Source organism: Ruegeria sp. AB8 (assembly GCF_056542605.1).
In genome coordinates, this window is the sequence record NZ_JBQGAB010000012.1 from 145,332 (window position 1) to 160,066 (window position 14,735).

15 protein-coding genes are annotated in these 14,735 nt (G+C 56.7%); 10 read left to right on the forward strand and 5 right to left on the reverse strand.

Going from position 1 to position 14,735, the window contains the following annotated elements; all coding sequences use genetic code 11:
* Position 1: 1 nt before the first annotated feature.
* Entirely contained in the window at positions 2 to 337 is a 336-nt protein-coding gene (locus ACR0CG_RS14240; protein WP_480525721.1) for a hypothetical protein, read from the reverse strand.
* A 358-nt stretch (positions 338 to 695) separates the two neighbouring features.
* Between ACR0CG_RS14240 and ACR0CG_RS14245 the strand changes: the two genes are divergently transcribed.
* The 3 genes from ACR0CG_RS14245 to ACR0CG_RS14255 all read left to right on the forward strand — a co-directional run bounded on the left by ACR0CG_RS14245 (position 696) and on the right by ACR0CG_RS14255 (position 3,740).
* The gene (locus ACR0CG_RS14245; RefSeq protein ID WP_480525722.1) at positions 696 to 1,682 is read left to right on the forward strand and encodes a DUF6492 family protein; all 987 of its coding nucleotides are present in this window, start codon (positions 696 to 698) and stop codon (positions 1,680 to 1,682) included.
* A gap of 83 nt (positions 1,683 to 1,765) precedes the next feature.
* Positions 1,766 to 3,061: a lipoprotein-releasing ABC transporter permease subunit gene (locus ACR0CG_RS14250; protein ID WP_480525724.1), complete on the forward strand. Its 1,296-nt coding sequence runs from the start codon at positions 1,766 to 1,768 to the stop codon at positions 3,059 to 3,061.
* On the forward strand, positions 3,054 to 3,740 hold the full coding sequence (locus tag ACR0CG_RS14255) for an ABC transporter ATP-binding protein (protein ID WP_170609973.1): 687 nt from the start codon (positions 3,054 to 3,056) through the stop codon (positions 3,738 to 3,740). The genes ACR0CG_RS14250 and ACR0CG_RS14255 overlap by 8 nt, the downstream gene beginning before the upstream one ends.
* Here ACR0CG_RS14255 and ACR0CG_RS14260 read toward each other — a convergent pair.
* Positions 3,724 to 4,161, reverse strand: coding sequence for a DMT family transporter (locus tag ACR0CG_RS14260; RefSeq protein ID WP_170609975.1), 438 nt, complete (start codon positions 4,159 to 4,161; stop codon positions 3,724 to 3,726). The genes ACR0CG_RS14255 and ACR0CG_RS14260 overlap by 17 nt on opposite strands.
* Positions 4,162 to 4,257: 96 nt before the next feature.
* Between ACR0CG_RS14260 and ACR0CG_RS14265 the strand changes: the two genes are divergently transcribed.
* On the forward strand, positions 4,258 to 4,659 hold the full coding sequence (locus ACR0CG_RS14265) for a c-type cytochrome (protein WP_480525726.1): 402 nt from the start codon (positions 4,258 to 4,260) through the stop codon (positions 4,657 to 4,659).
* A 6-nt stretch (positions 4,660 to 4,665) separates the two neighbouring features.
* Here the strand turns inward: ACR0CG_RS14265 and ACR0CG_RS14270 are convergent, their stop codons facing one another.
* Both ACR0CG_RS14270 and ACR0CG_RS14275 read right to left on the reverse strand, forming a co-directional pair.
* Positions 4,666 to 5,352 carry a hypothetical protein gene (locus tag ACR0CG_RS14270; protein WP_170681977.1) on the reverse strand — a complete coding sequence of 229 codons (687 nt, stop codon included), beginning with the start codon at positions 5,350 to 5,352 and terminating at the stop codon, positions 4,666 to 4,668.
* 42 nt (positions 5,353 to 5,394) lie between these two features.
* Positions 5,395 to 6,057: a DNA-3-methyladenine glycosylase I gene (locus tag ACR0CG_RS14275; RefSeq protein ID WP_480525739.1), complete on the reverse strand. Its 663-nt coding sequence runs from the start codon at positions 6,055 to 6,057 to the stop codon at positions 5,395 to 5,397.
* Between the two features lie 414 nt (positions 6,058 to 6,471).
* Between ACR0CG_RS14275 and ACR0CG_RS14280 the strand changes: the two genes are divergently transcribed.
* From ACR0CG_RS14280 to ACR0CG_RS14305, 6 genes are all read left to right on the forward strand, one after another.
* Complete coding sequence (locus ACR0CG_RS14280) at positions 6,472 to 7,422, forward strand: ABC transporter substrate-binding protein (RefSeq protein ID WP_170609981.1); 951 nt, start codon at positions 6,472 to 6,474, stop codon at positions 7,420 to 7,422.
* 9 nt (positions 7,423 to 7,431) lie between these two features.
* Complete coding sequence (locus ACR0CG_RS14285; protein ID WP_170609983.1) at positions 7,432 to 8,484, forward strand: betaine/proline/choline family ABC transporter ATP-binding protein; 1,053 nt, start codon at positions 7,432 to 7,434, stop codon at positions 8,482 to 8,484.
* On the forward strand, positions 8,481 to 10,544 hold the full coding sequence (locus tag ACR0CG_RS14290) for an ABC transporter permease (protein WP_480525729.1): 2,064 nt from the start codon (positions 8,481 to 8,483) through the stop codon (positions 10,542 to 10,544). The genes ACR0CG_RS14285 and ACR0CG_RS14290 overlap by 4 nt, the downstream gene beginning before the upstream one ends.
* Before the next feature lie 106 nt (positions 10,545 to 10,650).
* Entirely contained in the window at positions 10,651 to 11,316 is a 666-nt protein-coding gene (locus ACR0CG_RS14295) for an NnrU family protein (protein WP_480525730.1), read from the forward strand.
* A gap of 72 nt (positions 11,317 to 11,388) precedes the next feature.
* The gene (locus ACR0CG_RS14300; protein WP_480525732.1) at positions 11,389 to 11,910 is read left to right on the forward strand and encodes a DUF2478 domain-containing protein; all 522 of its coding nucleotides are present in this window, start codon (positions 11,389 to 11,391) and stop codon (positions 11,908 to 11,910) included.
* A 467-nt stretch (positions 11,911 to 12,377) separates the two neighbouring features.
* Positions 12,378 to 13,637, forward strand: coding sequence for a M23 family metallopeptidase (locus ACR0CG_RS14305; protein ID WP_480525734.1), 1,260 nt, complete (start codon positions 12,378 to 12,380; stop codon positions 13,635 to 13,637).
* A gap of 42 nt (positions 13,638 to 13,679) precedes the next feature.
* Here the strand turns inward: ACR0CG_RS14305 and ACR0CG_RS14310 are convergent, their stop codons facing one another.
* Positions 13,680 to 14,249 carry a tyrosine-type recombinase/integrase gene (locus tag ACR0CG_RS14310; RefSeq protein ID WP_480525736.1) on the reverse strand — a complete coding sequence of 190 codons (570 nt, stop codon included), beginning with the start codon at positions 14,247 to 14,249 and terminating at the stop codon, positions 13,680 to 13,682.
* Between the last annotated feature and the right edge of the window lie 486 nt (positions 14,250 to 14,735).

Sequence of the window (14,735 nt, forward strand, 5' to 3'; positions counted from 1 at the left end):
CTTAAGTGCCGTTCCGGGATGGACGTGCCGTCAGAACCTCTCCATCTGCCTGCCCGCCATGGGCGACGACAATCGGACGCCCAAGCTTACGCACCAGATCCTTGAATTCGAACCCAAGAAAACGCAGTCCACAGACCCGCTCGCCGGATGTTCTGTCGGTGATGCACAGGCGGCCCTTTCGGAATGCCAGCCTGTATCCTTTGTCTTTCAGGATGTCTGCCAGGCTACCCCAGCTTGCCGCGCTGGCGAATAACGGGCGGATTGCTGCGCGCAGCAGAGCCGCTGTTTCGCAATCGAGTTCTGTTGATGCCGTTCGGGCCACAATAGAACCCGACACCTCAGTCTTCCGTTTAATTAACATGAGCGACCCCCGCTCTGAAATGTATTCCCCCATTACAGGGTGTCAAAATTTCTCAGAATAATCAAAATTTGAAATAAAATTACTCTGAAAATGTTGCATTTTGAGTTCAATAATTCACGCAATACCCGCATTGATATCATAGGTGAAACAATTCAGCGCTGTCTGTGAAGGATGTCACAACTATTGGTATAGCCCGCTTGTTACTCTATCGCCTTAAGCCCGAGCCCTTCCAGACGGACCGACCGCGTTTGATTCGTTCCGGCATTGCAATTGCCGGGCTGGACACAAGATATCAGAGTGGTAAATCGGTCTGGTTCAGACGGGGGATACGGACGTGCTGAGTTTTGCAACGGTTGTGTATTCCAAGGACTATCCCTTGCTTGAATTGCAGGCGCTGTCATTTGCCCGGTTCGTTGACCCCCGAAGTGTCGCATCGATCCATGTTATCATGAACGACATTGACGAGGCGTCGCTCAGACAGAAGATCGATCCAATCCTGCCGTCCTATGGTCCGTTGCTGCCCAAGGTTAAGGTGCTAAGCGGCGACGACGTATTGCTGGGCACCGGGCATTGTTCAGAACGGCCCTGGCGTGACCGGGTCCTGATCGAGAACCGTTTCCGGATTCCGTTCGCCCGAAAAGGCGGGTGGCGGGGCAACAACGGGTATCGCGCTCAGCAGGTGCTGAAACTGGGTGCCGCACGCGTGGCAGATGCCGAGAATATCGTTATCCTGGATACCAAGAACGTGTTTTTGCGCGCTTTCGAGCAATCTGAGTACTTTTCACAGGATGGCGCTGCCCAAATCCCGTTCATTCCGGTTCAAAGCGATTTTCACCGCAATTGGTTGTCTGAGAGTTTGGAGGCACTTGGGGTTAACAAGCCCGATACCGCCGTTCTTGAAACAACGAACTTTGCGACACCGTTCCCTGTCCGACGATCGCTTGTATTGGCGCTGCTGGACGAAATCAATGCGCGTTACGGTTCGGTGCAGGCCCTCTTTGCGTCGCGGCGGCGGCCGTCCGAGTTCATGCTACTTAACGCGTTTTGTATGGGCTCACCTGAAGGTTACGGACCTTGGTTTCAACCGATTGAAAACAACAGCGTCGGTATGTGGCCCACCTATTCGCCGGATGTTCTGAGTGCGCAGGTGTCACGACTGGACGATCCGCAGTCACTCAGCCTTGGATTGCACAATCGGGCGGTTTCGAAACTACCCGATGATCTGCGCGAACGGGTATTCAGAGCATTGGAAAGCCGCGGCATCAGCGACCCGGCCAGAACAAAGGCTGTATTGGATCAAACTTCGGCCCTTTCCGGCTAGCACAGTCACTGGCGGTGACAAGTCGCTTGACCATCCGGGCAAATGCCGAAAGGGTCGCCGCAAACAGAAAAACCGGAGCAGGCATGGCCACCACACCCCCGCCCTTTGCCCCTTTTGAATGGAAAATCGCCTGGCGTTATCTGCGTGCCCGCCGCGCCGAAGGCGGCGTCAGCGTGATGACCTGGATTTCCCTGATCGGGATCACTCTGGCCGTGTTTGCCCTGATCGCGACCCTGGCGGTGCGGTCCGGGTTCCGGTCCGAGTTTGTCGGCACCATTTTGGGAGCCAACGCGCATGTCACCGTCTATTCGGCTGGCCAGGTCGGCCAGCAGGGCAGTGTTGACAGGACGATTGCGGATTTTGACGGCATGGCTGTGCGGATCGCGCAGGTTGACGGGGTCGAGCGGGCCGCGCCATTGGTCAAGGGACAGGTGCTGATCACCAACCGCGACCGCAGCAGCGGCGTCGAGGTCTTTGGCATTCGCCCCGACGATCTGAGCGATTTGCCGGGTATTGCTGAAAGTGAACAAGCCATTGGTGATCTGTCGGGGTTTCAGGACGGTGAAGAAGTGGTTGCCCTTGGTTCCGGCGTTGCCCGCAGCATCGGGGCGACAGTCGGCGATACGATCAAGCTGACCTCGCCCAACGGGGTCAAAACCGCCTTTGGCACGTCGCCGCGGGTGAATGCTTACCGCGTGGTCTATGTCTTTTCGGCCGGCCGCTACGATATTGACCGGACCCGGGTCTACATGCCGTTTGACAGGGCGCAGAGCTTTTTCAACCGCGAAGGTGTCGCGGATGAGATCGAGGTGATGGTCGCGCAGCCCGAGGCACTGAACCCGATCCTGATCCCGATACTCGAAGCCGCAGGCGAGCGCAGCCAGATCTGGACGTGGCAGGACGCTTCGGGTGGGTTCCTGCGCGCGCTCGAGGTAGAGGACAACGTGATGTTCATCATCCTGTCGATCCTGGTGCTGATCGCGGCGATGAATATCGTCTCTGGCCTGATCATGCTGGTCAAGAACAAGGGGCGGGACATCGGCATCCTGCGCACCATCGGTCTGAGTGAAGGGTCCGTTTTGCGGGTGTTTTTCATTTGCGGGGCATTCACCGGCATCATCGGAACGGTGATGGGCGTGGTCCTTGGATGCCTTTTCGCCATCTATATCGATCCGATTTTTTCCTTCGTGAACTACGTCATGGGAGGCGGTGTCTGGGATCCGTCCATTCGCGGCATCTACGCTTTGCCCGCCGAATTGCACCTGACCGATGTACTCAAGGCAGTCGCGCTTTCGTTGGGTCTGTCCTTTCTTGTCACCTATTTCCCTGCTCGTCGTGCGGCGCGGCTGAACCCGGTTGAGGCGCTGCGCTATGAATGATGTGACGATGCGGCTGAACGGTCTGACCAAGACCTATCTGAGGGGCACTCCGGGCGAGGTTCAGGTTCTGCGCGGTGCAGATCTGGAACTTCGCGCGGGTGAGGCTGTGGCGCTGGTGGCACCGTCGGGTGCCGGAAAGTCGACGCTGCTTCATATTGCCGGGCTTCTTGATGCCCCCGATGCCGGATCGGTTGAAATTGCGGGTCAGGATGCCTCGGGCAAAGGCGACCGTACCCGCACAGCATTGCGGCGGCGCGATGTGGGATTTGTCTATCAGTTCCACCATCTGCTGCCGGAATTCACGGCGCTTGAGAATATAACCCTTCCGCAACTGGCCAATGGCGTATCCGAAAAAGCTGCCCGTGAACGGGCTATGTCACTGCTGGGGCGGGTTGGGGTTGCGTCCCGCGCCGATCATCGCCCGGCGGCCCTGTCAGGAGGAGAGCAACAGCGCGTTGCATTCTGCCGGGCGCTGGCCAATGCGCCGCGCGTTTTGCTGGCGGATGAACCGACCGGCAATCTGGACCCTGAGACCTCGGATCAGGTTTTCGATGCGCTGATGTCACTTGTGCGGGGTGAGGGGCTTTCGGCGTTGATCGCCACTCACAACCCGGATCTGGCCGCGCGGATGGACCGGATCGTGCGGTTGGACGGCGGTGTTCTCAAGCCAGTTGAGTGATGGCGACGCCAACTGCCATAACAGCAATCCCGCCCGCCCGCATCCAGGTTAGGGGTGTGATCTGGGCGCCAAACAGACCAAAATGGTCAATGGCGGCTGCACTGATCAACTGGCCCAGCAGGACAAAGAACACTGCGTTACCGACGCCAAAATGCGGGGCCACGTGGGTGATGGACAACACATAAAAGGCGACCAGAACGCCGCCGAGGAACAGGTGTTTCGGGGCTTCTGAAATTTTTGAAAGCGCGTCGAAGCCGGGAAACACCAACATGACCAGCGCCGAAGCGGTCAGGGCAACGGCGAACAGAACCACTGCCGCCGTGGTCGGCGACCCGATCAGTTTACCCAAGGCCGCATTCAGACCCGCCAGCAGAGGCACGCCGACCCCGGCTGCCAGCATGATGGCTGCGTATTGTGTCATTGCCCGATCCTTTGCCCTTGTTGCGTTGATCTGGATCATTGCCCCTAGCCGCAGAACGGGCAAGCCTGCAATTGCCAATCCTGACAGGAGACTACGATGAGAATGTCCGCCGCCCGGGTCACATTTCTGACAGCCGTCTTTCTGGCGTCCCAAGCGCCAGCGCAGGATGCCGAAAATGGTAGCCATTTGTACCTGCGCCACTGCGCCACCTGTCACGGGATCGAAGCAACGGGTCAGGGTCCGATGGCTGGTGTCTTGGTCATTCAGCCCACTGACCTGACCCAATTGGCGGATGCCAATGGTGTGTTTCCACGGGCAAGAGTTGTGGCACGGATCGACGGGCGCGATCCTCTGGTCTCGCACGGCAGCCCGATGCCTGTGTATGGGCCGTTCTTCGAAGGGCAGGACACGGCCATCAAAACGCATGATGGTCAGCCTATTCTGACGAGCCAGCCGATTGTCGATTTGGTCGCCTATCTGGAAACGCTGCAAAAGTGACGGTGATCAGCTGCAAATGCCGTTGATTTCCGCGCCCCGCCACGGCAGGGCGACGTCGCGCTCGCGCCCCTTCTCGGGCAGCGGTGACAGGTCAAAGTGCACACCCAGCATGTCGTGCAGACGCTGCGTGCGGGCCGCCTGGGGATCCAGCGCCCGGCAGCATACATATTCCTCGACGATCGCGCCCTGTTGTTCGAATCCGTAAGAAAGAAAGTCAGGCGAAGTTGCGAGGTCGAACAAATAGGGATCCTTGCGTCCGCCATGTTCTGCCGCTGCGCGTAATGGATGATACCCGGTGGTTTCGCGGTTTTGCCACTGCCAGACATGGGTCAATTCATGCGCCAGCAGCATCGCGGCAATCAGGTTCATTTCGTCCGGAAATCCGGACATGTAATTCTCAAGATACCAGTCACGCGAGAAATAGACCCGGTTGAACAGGGCCACTGCGGCAGGGGTGCTGGTGACAAGCCCCTCTTCGGCCGGTGGCAGAATGCGATCCCGGCAGGCCAGACGCGGTCGCGACTCGCGGTAGTATGTAATGGGCAGCACGGGCGCGCCATCGACAAGTCGGACGCGATCAATGTTCAGGCTTTTGCCCTGAATGGTATCGGTAAACGCGCGTTCGGTCTCTGTCAGCGGGCGGCTGCAGGACGCAAGTAGAAACAGGGCGACTAGCATAACGCGAGTGATCATGCCTTGCAGCCTAGTACGACGCATTCCGCCTGCAAGGTGATTTTAGAGGCTCATCGCCAGAACACGGCTGATTTCTGTCAACGACCGTCCGGATTGCTCCATCCATGTGTTGAAAGCCTGCTGTACTGCGGCCATTGCCTTTTTCGACGTAGCGGGCTTATCAATGATGCCCTCGGCGATCAGCCGTGCGGTGACGTCCTGTGACAATATGAAACTGTCACGCCCGGCAAACCGCATTGCATATTGAGCCGAAGCCCCTCCAAGGCGCGCCCCGCGTTTGGCCAGCATGGCCAGCAGGCCAATGTAGTCGTACGAAGGCCAGCCGCCCAGTACCTGACCCGCTCCGCCTTCTTCACGCAGTTCCAGCAGAAACGCGGCGTTGTCCCGCACGGCGGCGATCTTTGTTCCGTTGCGCACGATACGCGTGTCCTGCAGCAGGCTGTCGAACTTTTCGTCGTCCATGAAGGCGCACCGCCCGACATCAAATCCGTCAAATGCCGTTTCGAACCCATCCCACTTGGATTCGATGACTTTCCAGCTGAATCCCGCCTGAAAAATGGTCTTTGTTATTGTCGACAACCAACGGTCGTCCGGCATGGCGGCCAGCTCAGCGGCGCTTTTGGGTTTGCTCAGCTTTTCCTCCAGCCTGTCGGGGCCTCCATGCCGGCCGGCGGCAATGCTGTAGATTTCGTCAAAATGGCGCATCATTCGGTTCCTCCGGCGCTAGTGTTTCCTTTTTGTTCCTTTCTGGCAAGGGGGCAAGTTGCGCCCGGTTGGCCGGATTCAATAGATCGCGACTATTGCGAAATGCAGAAATTTAGACGGTTTTGCAAAGAAATGCTCGACAAAACAGGGGATTCGGGTTTGTGATTGACTCGTCAATCAATGTCCGGTGCCCTGGCAAACCTCAGCAACAAGCCAGGACGTTGCAATTGCGTTGCAAAGCGGGTGGGGGAAATCGCGCCAAAAAAGTGAAATTAGCTTAGCTCTGGTGTCAGTGTTCACTTTCCTTTTCCGGCTAAATTTGTGCATGTTGCGACATGGTATTGTCACCAGACAAGTCAGCCGGCGTAAAAACGCGTCGGGGTGGGCAAAACAAAGAAGACAGGGAGAAAAATCATGAAAAAACTGAGTGTAAGCCTTTTGGCCCTTGCGGTCGCGGGATCGGCACAGGCGGCGGATATGGGCGCCGTGGACGAGCCGATCAAGCTGGCGATCAACGAATGGACCGGTCAGCACGTTACAACGCATGTCGCGGGCGAGATGCTGAAGGCCGCAGGATATAACGTTGAATACGTGACGGCAGGCATGATGAACCAGTTCCAGGCGCTGGCCGATGGCGACATCGACGCAACGCTGGAAATCTGGTCGTCCAACGTGTCGGACGAATATGCCAAGAAAATCGACGAAGGCACCGTGGTCGAAATCGGCGATCTTGGGCTGGATGCCAAAGAAGGTATCGCATACCCGGCCCATGTGGCCGATCTGTGCCCCGGCCTGCCTGCTTGGGAAGCGCTGAAAGACTGCGCGCAGGTCTTTGCCACGGCCGAGACACTGCCCGGCGGGCGTCTGGTCGACTATCCTGCGGACTGGGGTACACCCGGCGCGGATCGTATGACGGGTCTTGAACTGCCGTTCAAAGCGGTTCCTGCGGGCTCGGAAGGTGCTCTGATCGCGGAACTGCGCGCTTCGACTGAACGCAAGTCGCCGCTGCTGATCACATTCTGGCAGCCGCACTGGGCGATGTCGGCCTATGACGTGCAATTCGTTGACCTGCCTGCGGGCGAAGAGGCTTGCTTTAACGATCCGGCCTGGGGTCCGAACCCGAACGCGGTGAATGATTGCGACTTCTCGCCTTCGCGCATCTTCAAAGCCGGTTGGAGCGGCATGGAGGAGAAATGGCCGGCTGCGTACGAGATCCTGACCAACTATCAACTGGCGGTCGAAGACCAGCAGCCGATGATGGGTGCGATCGACGTTGATGGCGGCTCGGTCGAAGAAGTTGTCGCTGCATGGATGGCCGAGAATGAAGGCAAATGGCGTCCGGTCGTCGACGCGGCAACCAAGTGAGCCGCATAAGTGACTGACGCAAACACGCCAGCCATTGCCTGCCGGAATCTCTGGCAGGTCTTTGGCCCTGGTGCTGAAAAAGCCCTGACCGACGCGCTGTCTCGGTCAGGGAACGACTCTGAAAAAGCCGCCGCCGATCTGCGCGAAAACGGGTTAATTCCGGCCGTTCAGGACGCGAATTTCGAAGTCCAGGAGGGCGAGCTTTTCGTCATCATGGGGCTTTCGGGGTCGGGCAAGTCCACGTTGATCCGGTGTATCTCGCAGTTGCTGCCCGGAACGGGCGGAGAAATCCATGTGGACGGCGAAAATGTCATTGGCGCATCAAAGAAGACGCTGACCGAGTTGCGCCGCAAGAAGCTGGGCATGGTGTTCCAGCATTTTGGTCTGTTCCCGCACATGACTGTTGCCGAAAATGTGGCCTACCCGCTGCGTGTTCAGGGCGTTGGCAAAAAGGAACGTCTGGCCCGCGCGCAGGAAGTAATATCGCTGGTCGGATTGGAAGGCCGCGAAGACAGTTTCCCACGCCAGCTTTCGGGCGGTCAGCGCCAGCGTGTTGGCATCGCACGGTCATTGGCCGTGAATCCCGATATCTGGTTTCTGGACGAGCCGTTTTCGGCCCTCGACCCCCTTATCCGCCGCCAGTTGCAGGATGAGTTCCTGCGCATTCAGGCGACGCTAAAGAAATCCATCGTCTTCATCACGCACGACATTCAAGAGGCGCTGAAGCTGGCCGACCGGATAGCGATCATGCGCGATGGCAAGATCGTTCAGATCGGAACACCCACGGATATCGTGCTGCGTCCGGTCGACGATTACGTGCGCGAATTCTCGAAAGATGTGGCCAAGGGCCAGCACGCCAAGGTCGCCTCGGTCATGCGCGGAGGCGAAAGTGAGTGTGGGCCGGATGATCCGGGCCTGACCACGGCGATGACGCTGGACGCCGCCCTTGCACATTGCATGGAACTCTACGAACCGGTGCCTGTGCGTGACGAGGCAGGCAACATCGTCGGCAGTGTCCACCCGTCGGATCTGGCTGCCGCGCTTCAGGTGGATGACACATGACCGCGGCTACGGATATTCCTGCGCAGCAGGCGCGGCTGACTGCAGGCGCGCAGGCGGCCCTGATCACCGTGATCGTCGGTGCCGTGTGTCTTGCACTGGAAGGCGTCGCCCCGTGGCTGGTGAAATGGCCCACCGCGTGGGAACTGCCTGCGACCCAATGGGTGGGCGCGCTCCTGGACTGGTTCCTGAACGGTATCAAACCCGCCATGCGGTTGTTTTCCGATCTGATGACCTATCCGATGAATGCGGCCAACTATGTGCTTGCCAATACCCCGTGGCCGATCCTCATTGGTCTTGTCACGGCATTGGGCTGGTATCTCGGCGGCTTGCCGATGGCGGCGTTGGGGTTCTTCGGCCTCACCTTCGTGCTGGCCTCAGGCTACTGGGCCGAGAGCATGAACACCCTGGCGCTGGTCGCTGTCTCGGTGCCGGTCGCGCTGATCGTTGGCGGAGCGATCGGTATCCTCGCGAATGAGGTGCCAAAGGTGAAATCCTTTGTGCAGGCGGTGCTGGACGTGATGCAGACTGTGCCGACTTTTGCCTATCTGACGCCGCTGCTGCTGCTCTTTGGTTTCGGCCCCGTTGTTGGTCTAATCGCCTCGGCAATCTACGCCGCGCCGCCGATGGCGCGAAACGTGATGCTGGGCCTCGAAAGGGTCGAGCCCGAGATCAAAGAGGCTGCCATCATGTCCGGCGGCACCCGGTTTCAGCAACTGTTTCAGGTGGAAATCCCCGCCGCCGCGACGCAGATCATGGTTGGTGTGAACCAATGTCTGATGGCGGCGCTGTCGATGGTGATCATCGCCGCAGTCATCGGCGGGTTCAACGATATCGGCTGGGAGGTTCTGCTGACCATGCGCAAGGCGCAATTCGGTGAATCCCTGCTGGCCGGTCTGGTGATTGTGGTTTTCGCCGTGGTGATCGACCGGATGAGCGGCACTCTGGCGACCGAGCGCAAACGTTATGACCAACGCGTCGTTTGGGCTGTCCTGGGCTTTACCGTGCTGTTCACGGCCGCCTTTTGGGCATGGCTTCCGAATCCGTCCGAACTGACGCTTCTGGACCCCATGGCCGAAGCGGTCGACAGTGGTCTGACGGCGTTCACGCAGGCGAACGGACCGTGGCTGGATGCGCTCAAGAACAACTCGCTGTTCTATGTTCTGTTGCCGTTGCGGATCGGTCTTGATCAGGCGGTTCTGCCGTTTACCTGGGGGTTCCAGTGGACGCCCGGGATGAGTTACGGCCTGTTCGCCGCCGGTGCTGGTATCACCCTGCTGATGGCGTGGCGCGGGCACCTGACCGGTGGGCTGGTCGTCCTGATCCTGATTGGCATGCTGGAAACCGGCATTGCCAACCTGCCGTGGCCGTTTGTCCTGACCGGAACCGCCGCCCTAGGCTGGGTTGCGGGCGGCTGGCGTCTGGCGGCGCTATCGGTGGGGCTGCTCTGCACCATTCTCGTCTCGGGCTTGTGGGAAAGGGCGCTGCTGTCGCTTTACCTCAGCGGTGCTGCGGTGTTTTCCTGCGCCGTGGTTGGCGGGCTGATCGGTCTGGCCAGCGCGGTATGGGAGCCGGTGTGGAAAATTGTCCGCCCGATCTGTGACATGCTGCAGACGATTCCGCTGTTCGTGTTCCTGATCCCGGTGCTGATGGTGTTTCAGATTGGCGAGTTCTCTGCCTTTCTGGCGATCTGCGCCTATGCCATCGTCCCGATGATCCGTTACACGCGGCACGGACTAGTCAATACACCGGAAGAGATGATGGAGGCCGCCATTTCAAGCGGCGCGACCGAGTGGCAGATCATGCGTGACGTGCGTGCGCCTTACGCGGCGCCGACCATCCTGCTGGGGTTGAACCAAACCATCCTTTATGCCTTTGCCATGCTGGTGATTGCGGCGCTGATCGGGACGACCGGCCTGGGCCAGTCGATCTATCTGGCGCTTGGGCAGGCCGATGTGGGGCTTGGTATCTCGGCTGGTGCCGCGATGGCCATCCTGGCGCTGATTGCCGACCGCATGGTGCAGGGCTTTGCCGAAGAACGGCGCAAGGCACTGGGCTTGTGAACAAGGGCAGGGGCAGCGTATCTGCCCCTCCGCCCGACTTGATTTCGGACAAGGACCACCCCCGCGCCGCAGCCTAAAACCGGGCGCAATATGTTCGGAGTTTATCATGACCGGTTGGGCCCTCTTCCTTGCAGCGCTGATCACCTTCCTTCTGACCCACGTTGTCCCGGCACGTCCCGCCGTGCGTGGCAGGCTGATCGAAACGATGGGGCGCAGGCGGTATTTCGCGACCTATTCCGCCTTGTCCCTGCTGGTGCTGGGCTGGCTTGTCGTCGCGGCCGCGCGGGCACCGTATGTTGAAGTCATACCGCCTTTTGCGCTCTTTCGCTGGATACCTTTGCTGATCATGCCAATTGCCTGCTGGCTGGCCATAGTGGGGCTGTCGATCCAGAACCCGTTTTCGTTCGGAGGGCTGGGACACCGCGCCTTTGACCCCGAGAACCCGGGCATCCTGCGCACAACGCGCCATCCGGTTTTGGCAGCGTTGATGTTGTGGGCCGGCGCGCACCTACTGGCCAATGGCAGCCTGTCCCATGTCATCCTTTTCGGGCTATTCGCGGGTTTCGCCGCGATGGGTATGGCGCTGATCGACCGCCGCAAGGCGCGGACGATGGGTATCGAATGGACGCGTCTGTCGCGCAATACCGCGCGCTTCTCGCTACGCGCACCGCGCCCATGGCCGGGCAAATGGTCCGGTCTTGTCGCGCTTGCCGTATTTGCGGTTCTGCTTCAACTGCACACACCTGTGATTGGCCTTTCCCCTCTGCCTTGACGCGAGGTGTGGCCGAGCACAGACATGCGTGCTATCTGGAATGTCATGTATTTGTACGAAGAGGGTCTCTGAATGTACCTGGCCTATGTCACCACCACCGATCGCGGCGCAACCGACCGCCTGCTGAGCGCTGTGGCCGAGCATCTTCTGAACGCTGACGCGCGACTGGCTGGTGTGGTTCAGACCAACACCGAATGTGTGGACAGCAGCAAATGCGATATGGACGTCCGGGTGTTGCCCGAGGGTGAGACCATTCGGATTTCCCAGTCTCTGGGCACCCAGTCGCGCGGTTGCCGTCTTGACCCGGCCGCGCTGGAGCAGGCCGTTGGATATGTAACTGCTTCTCTGGACGACAATCCGCAGCTTCTGATTATCAATAAGTTCGGCAAACACGAGGCGGACGGCCGCGGCTTCCGCCCTGTCATCGCTGAAGCCCTGGCGCGGGATATTCCCGTTCTGGTCGGTGTCAACGGCCTGAACAACGAGAAATTTCAGGAGTTCACAGGAGGCGCCGCAGAGGAAATCACACCTGACCTGCGAGAGATCGTCAGCTGGTTCAATCAGGTAACGGCCCAACGCGCGACAGCGGCCTGAGCCAGCCATTCTTGCTGCAACGGCATTGAACCCTCGTGACAACGTTCTCAGTCAGGATTATCGATTGTTCGCAGGAAGATATGGAGGCGAGTACCGGAATCGAACCGGTGTACACGGATTTGCAAGAGATAGACATCAAAAATAACTCATTTAATTCAGTATAATGTACGGGTAAATAAATGCTGTGTGCCATTTTGTGCACGAGAATATTTTCCCGCATATAGCTGATTTAGCTGGTTTTTTCTTCTGCTTCACGCGCGATCTTAAAAGCCAGCATGCAGACAAAAATACACGCGAACAGACCCGTCAAATCCCCAATGCAATAACTGCCTCGCAGCTCCACATGCACCTTCTACTCTTTTGCTGAATGCTATTTGGACGGGCACAATTGTTGCCTCAATATTGACGACGCTTGCAATATTGACGATGCTTGAATGCTATTAAGCACATATTTTTAGGGGGTTTTGATGCTTTTTCTGCCGTATTCATCCAAGATCAAGGCAAAAGTCACGCAGGCTACTAACGACTCTTCCATTTCTCATTTCGGCTTATCAGGTACTGGTTTAGATTTTGGCTTGGACTTTGGTGACGAAGTATTCGCAATGGCAGACGGTGTGGTGGTATCCATTTATAACGAAGCGGAAGATTTCTCGTCACAGTTCACGGCATTTATCGACGCAAACGATAATCTGCAAATAACGCCAGGAGCAGAGGACTCCCTTGGTCTCTCTAATTATGGAAACTTTGTAACTGTATTGCACACTGTTGAAATAGATGGGCAAGAAGTAGAGTTTTTCGCGACATATGCGCACCTGTCGCAAGATAGCATGTCTTCGCTTTCTATAGGATCAGAGGTGACTGGTGGAGAGACGAAGATTGGTGACGTAGGCTGGACAGGGATTATCATTGGTGATCATCTTCACATACAAGTTGGAGTTGACTGGATAGGTCCGCAATTGCCAGCTTCGAGTTACTATTTTGCGGACGGGACTCTGACGGATGAAAATATTGATCTAATAGAATCGCTGGTCTTCGACACTGGAACTGGTTTTTCGACCAGTTATGTCAGCGTCAAAAAAGGGCAACAATTGGTTGGAAGTTCTGATGTTGATCAAGATTCTAATCAGCCTGCGTTTGCGCTTGAGAACGTTCCAGACGCTGTTTCAATTCCAGCAGGTCCTATCGCGACGGGGATCAATAAAGATGATTTTGAACAAGGATATCTAGAGAATTGGGACGTCTTAGGATTGGCATTTGCGGCTCAAAGTTATGATGTGGATTTTGATTTCAATATTTCAGACGGAGTCACATCAGCCAGCGGGGGTTCCTACTTTGGTGTAATTGAATCGTCTTCACCCATTGCAGCCTCATCTTCCGAAATTGAAGACTTCTTTGGGATTTCTAGCGGAACATTGTCTGGGACTACAGGATCAGCAATCAAAACAACGGTGAACGTAAGTGGTAACAAGGATGATCTATACTTCGATTGGTATTTTGACTCAGGTGATTACCTGCCGTACGACGATGCTGCCTATCTCGTAATTGATGGTCAATTGTTCGAGTTGTCTTCTGTGGGCGCCGTTGGAGATTATGGAGATTCAGGTTGGCAAACTGAAATAATTAGCAACCTAGAAAAGGGTGACCATGAAGTTGGTTTTGTCGTGATGGACAGTTTGGATGAAATTCTTTCCAGCGCGCTTTACGTAGATGAATTTTATTTTGCGTAGTCTAGGACCGCTTCCGCGAGTTTTGCGATTGGTGATCAGTAGTTAGAGTTCAATAGCGCTTCTTAGTTTGCTTTCATTGTAGTCAATGTAGCGTTGCGTCGTGCTTATATCTTTGTGCCGCGCCAGAGCCTGTATCACGCGCACGTTAACGCCTTTGTCTGCAAGCTCTGTCAAAAACTGCCTGCGACCACTATGTGAGCTCGCGCCCTTGATGCCTGCCGCCGCATAAAATTTGGCAAACAAGTTCACAATCGTCTGAGGGCTAAACCCACCTCGCTTTGCGCTGAAAAACAGCGGTGCGTCAGGAGTGCTCGTGTGGCGTGGGTAGGCAGTTGCGTACTTAGAGAGCGCTTTGTTCAGCCGTTTGCTGACAAGAACGGCGCCTGCTTCATCGCCCTTGGTTTGTGTCGCCGCCAAATACACAGTGTCTCGTGCTTGACCGTTGTCGTCGAATACGTCGCCAACCCTTAACGCTGCAATCTCACATGCGCGCAAGCCAGCAAAAAAGCTGAGCGCGAAAATGGCGCGGTTACGGGCGCTGTAGCGATGCGCGTCAATAACTGCATAGACGCGTTTCTGTTCCGCGTGTGTCAGTAGCTTTGCTTGTTTCATGTTTCAGCCTAAATGTGTGGTTTTACTGTATCGCATTGTAAAACCACACATTTTGCCAAGCGATCGAAAAAGGCGCTGACGCTAAGTCACTGAGGTCAATAGCTGTTCAGTGAAAAAGTTAGATATTATTGGAAACCTAACATTTTGCTGAGAATGCTTCGTTTCCCGCAATTGCAGCGATTTTATAACGTTCGAGCAAATAGGCTTCCAGTTCGTCCTTGATCCCATTGAGTACACGAAGGTCGCTGTCAGCTATGCTTCCAAGTTTCTTACGGCTCATGTGGGCAAAGGCGATTTTGACCTTTGTTTTGTTCAGGCAATTGATTGCCGTTTGGACTGAGAAGTCGCTTTGCTTTGTCTTCTGTACAGCAAACCAGCTTTTGCTACGCCAACACTGTCCGTCGTCAGGGATTTTGGGACAGATGGCGCTCTGATCTAAGAGAGGATGTGGCTCATCTGGTTGGTTTGATTATGCGGCGGATTTGC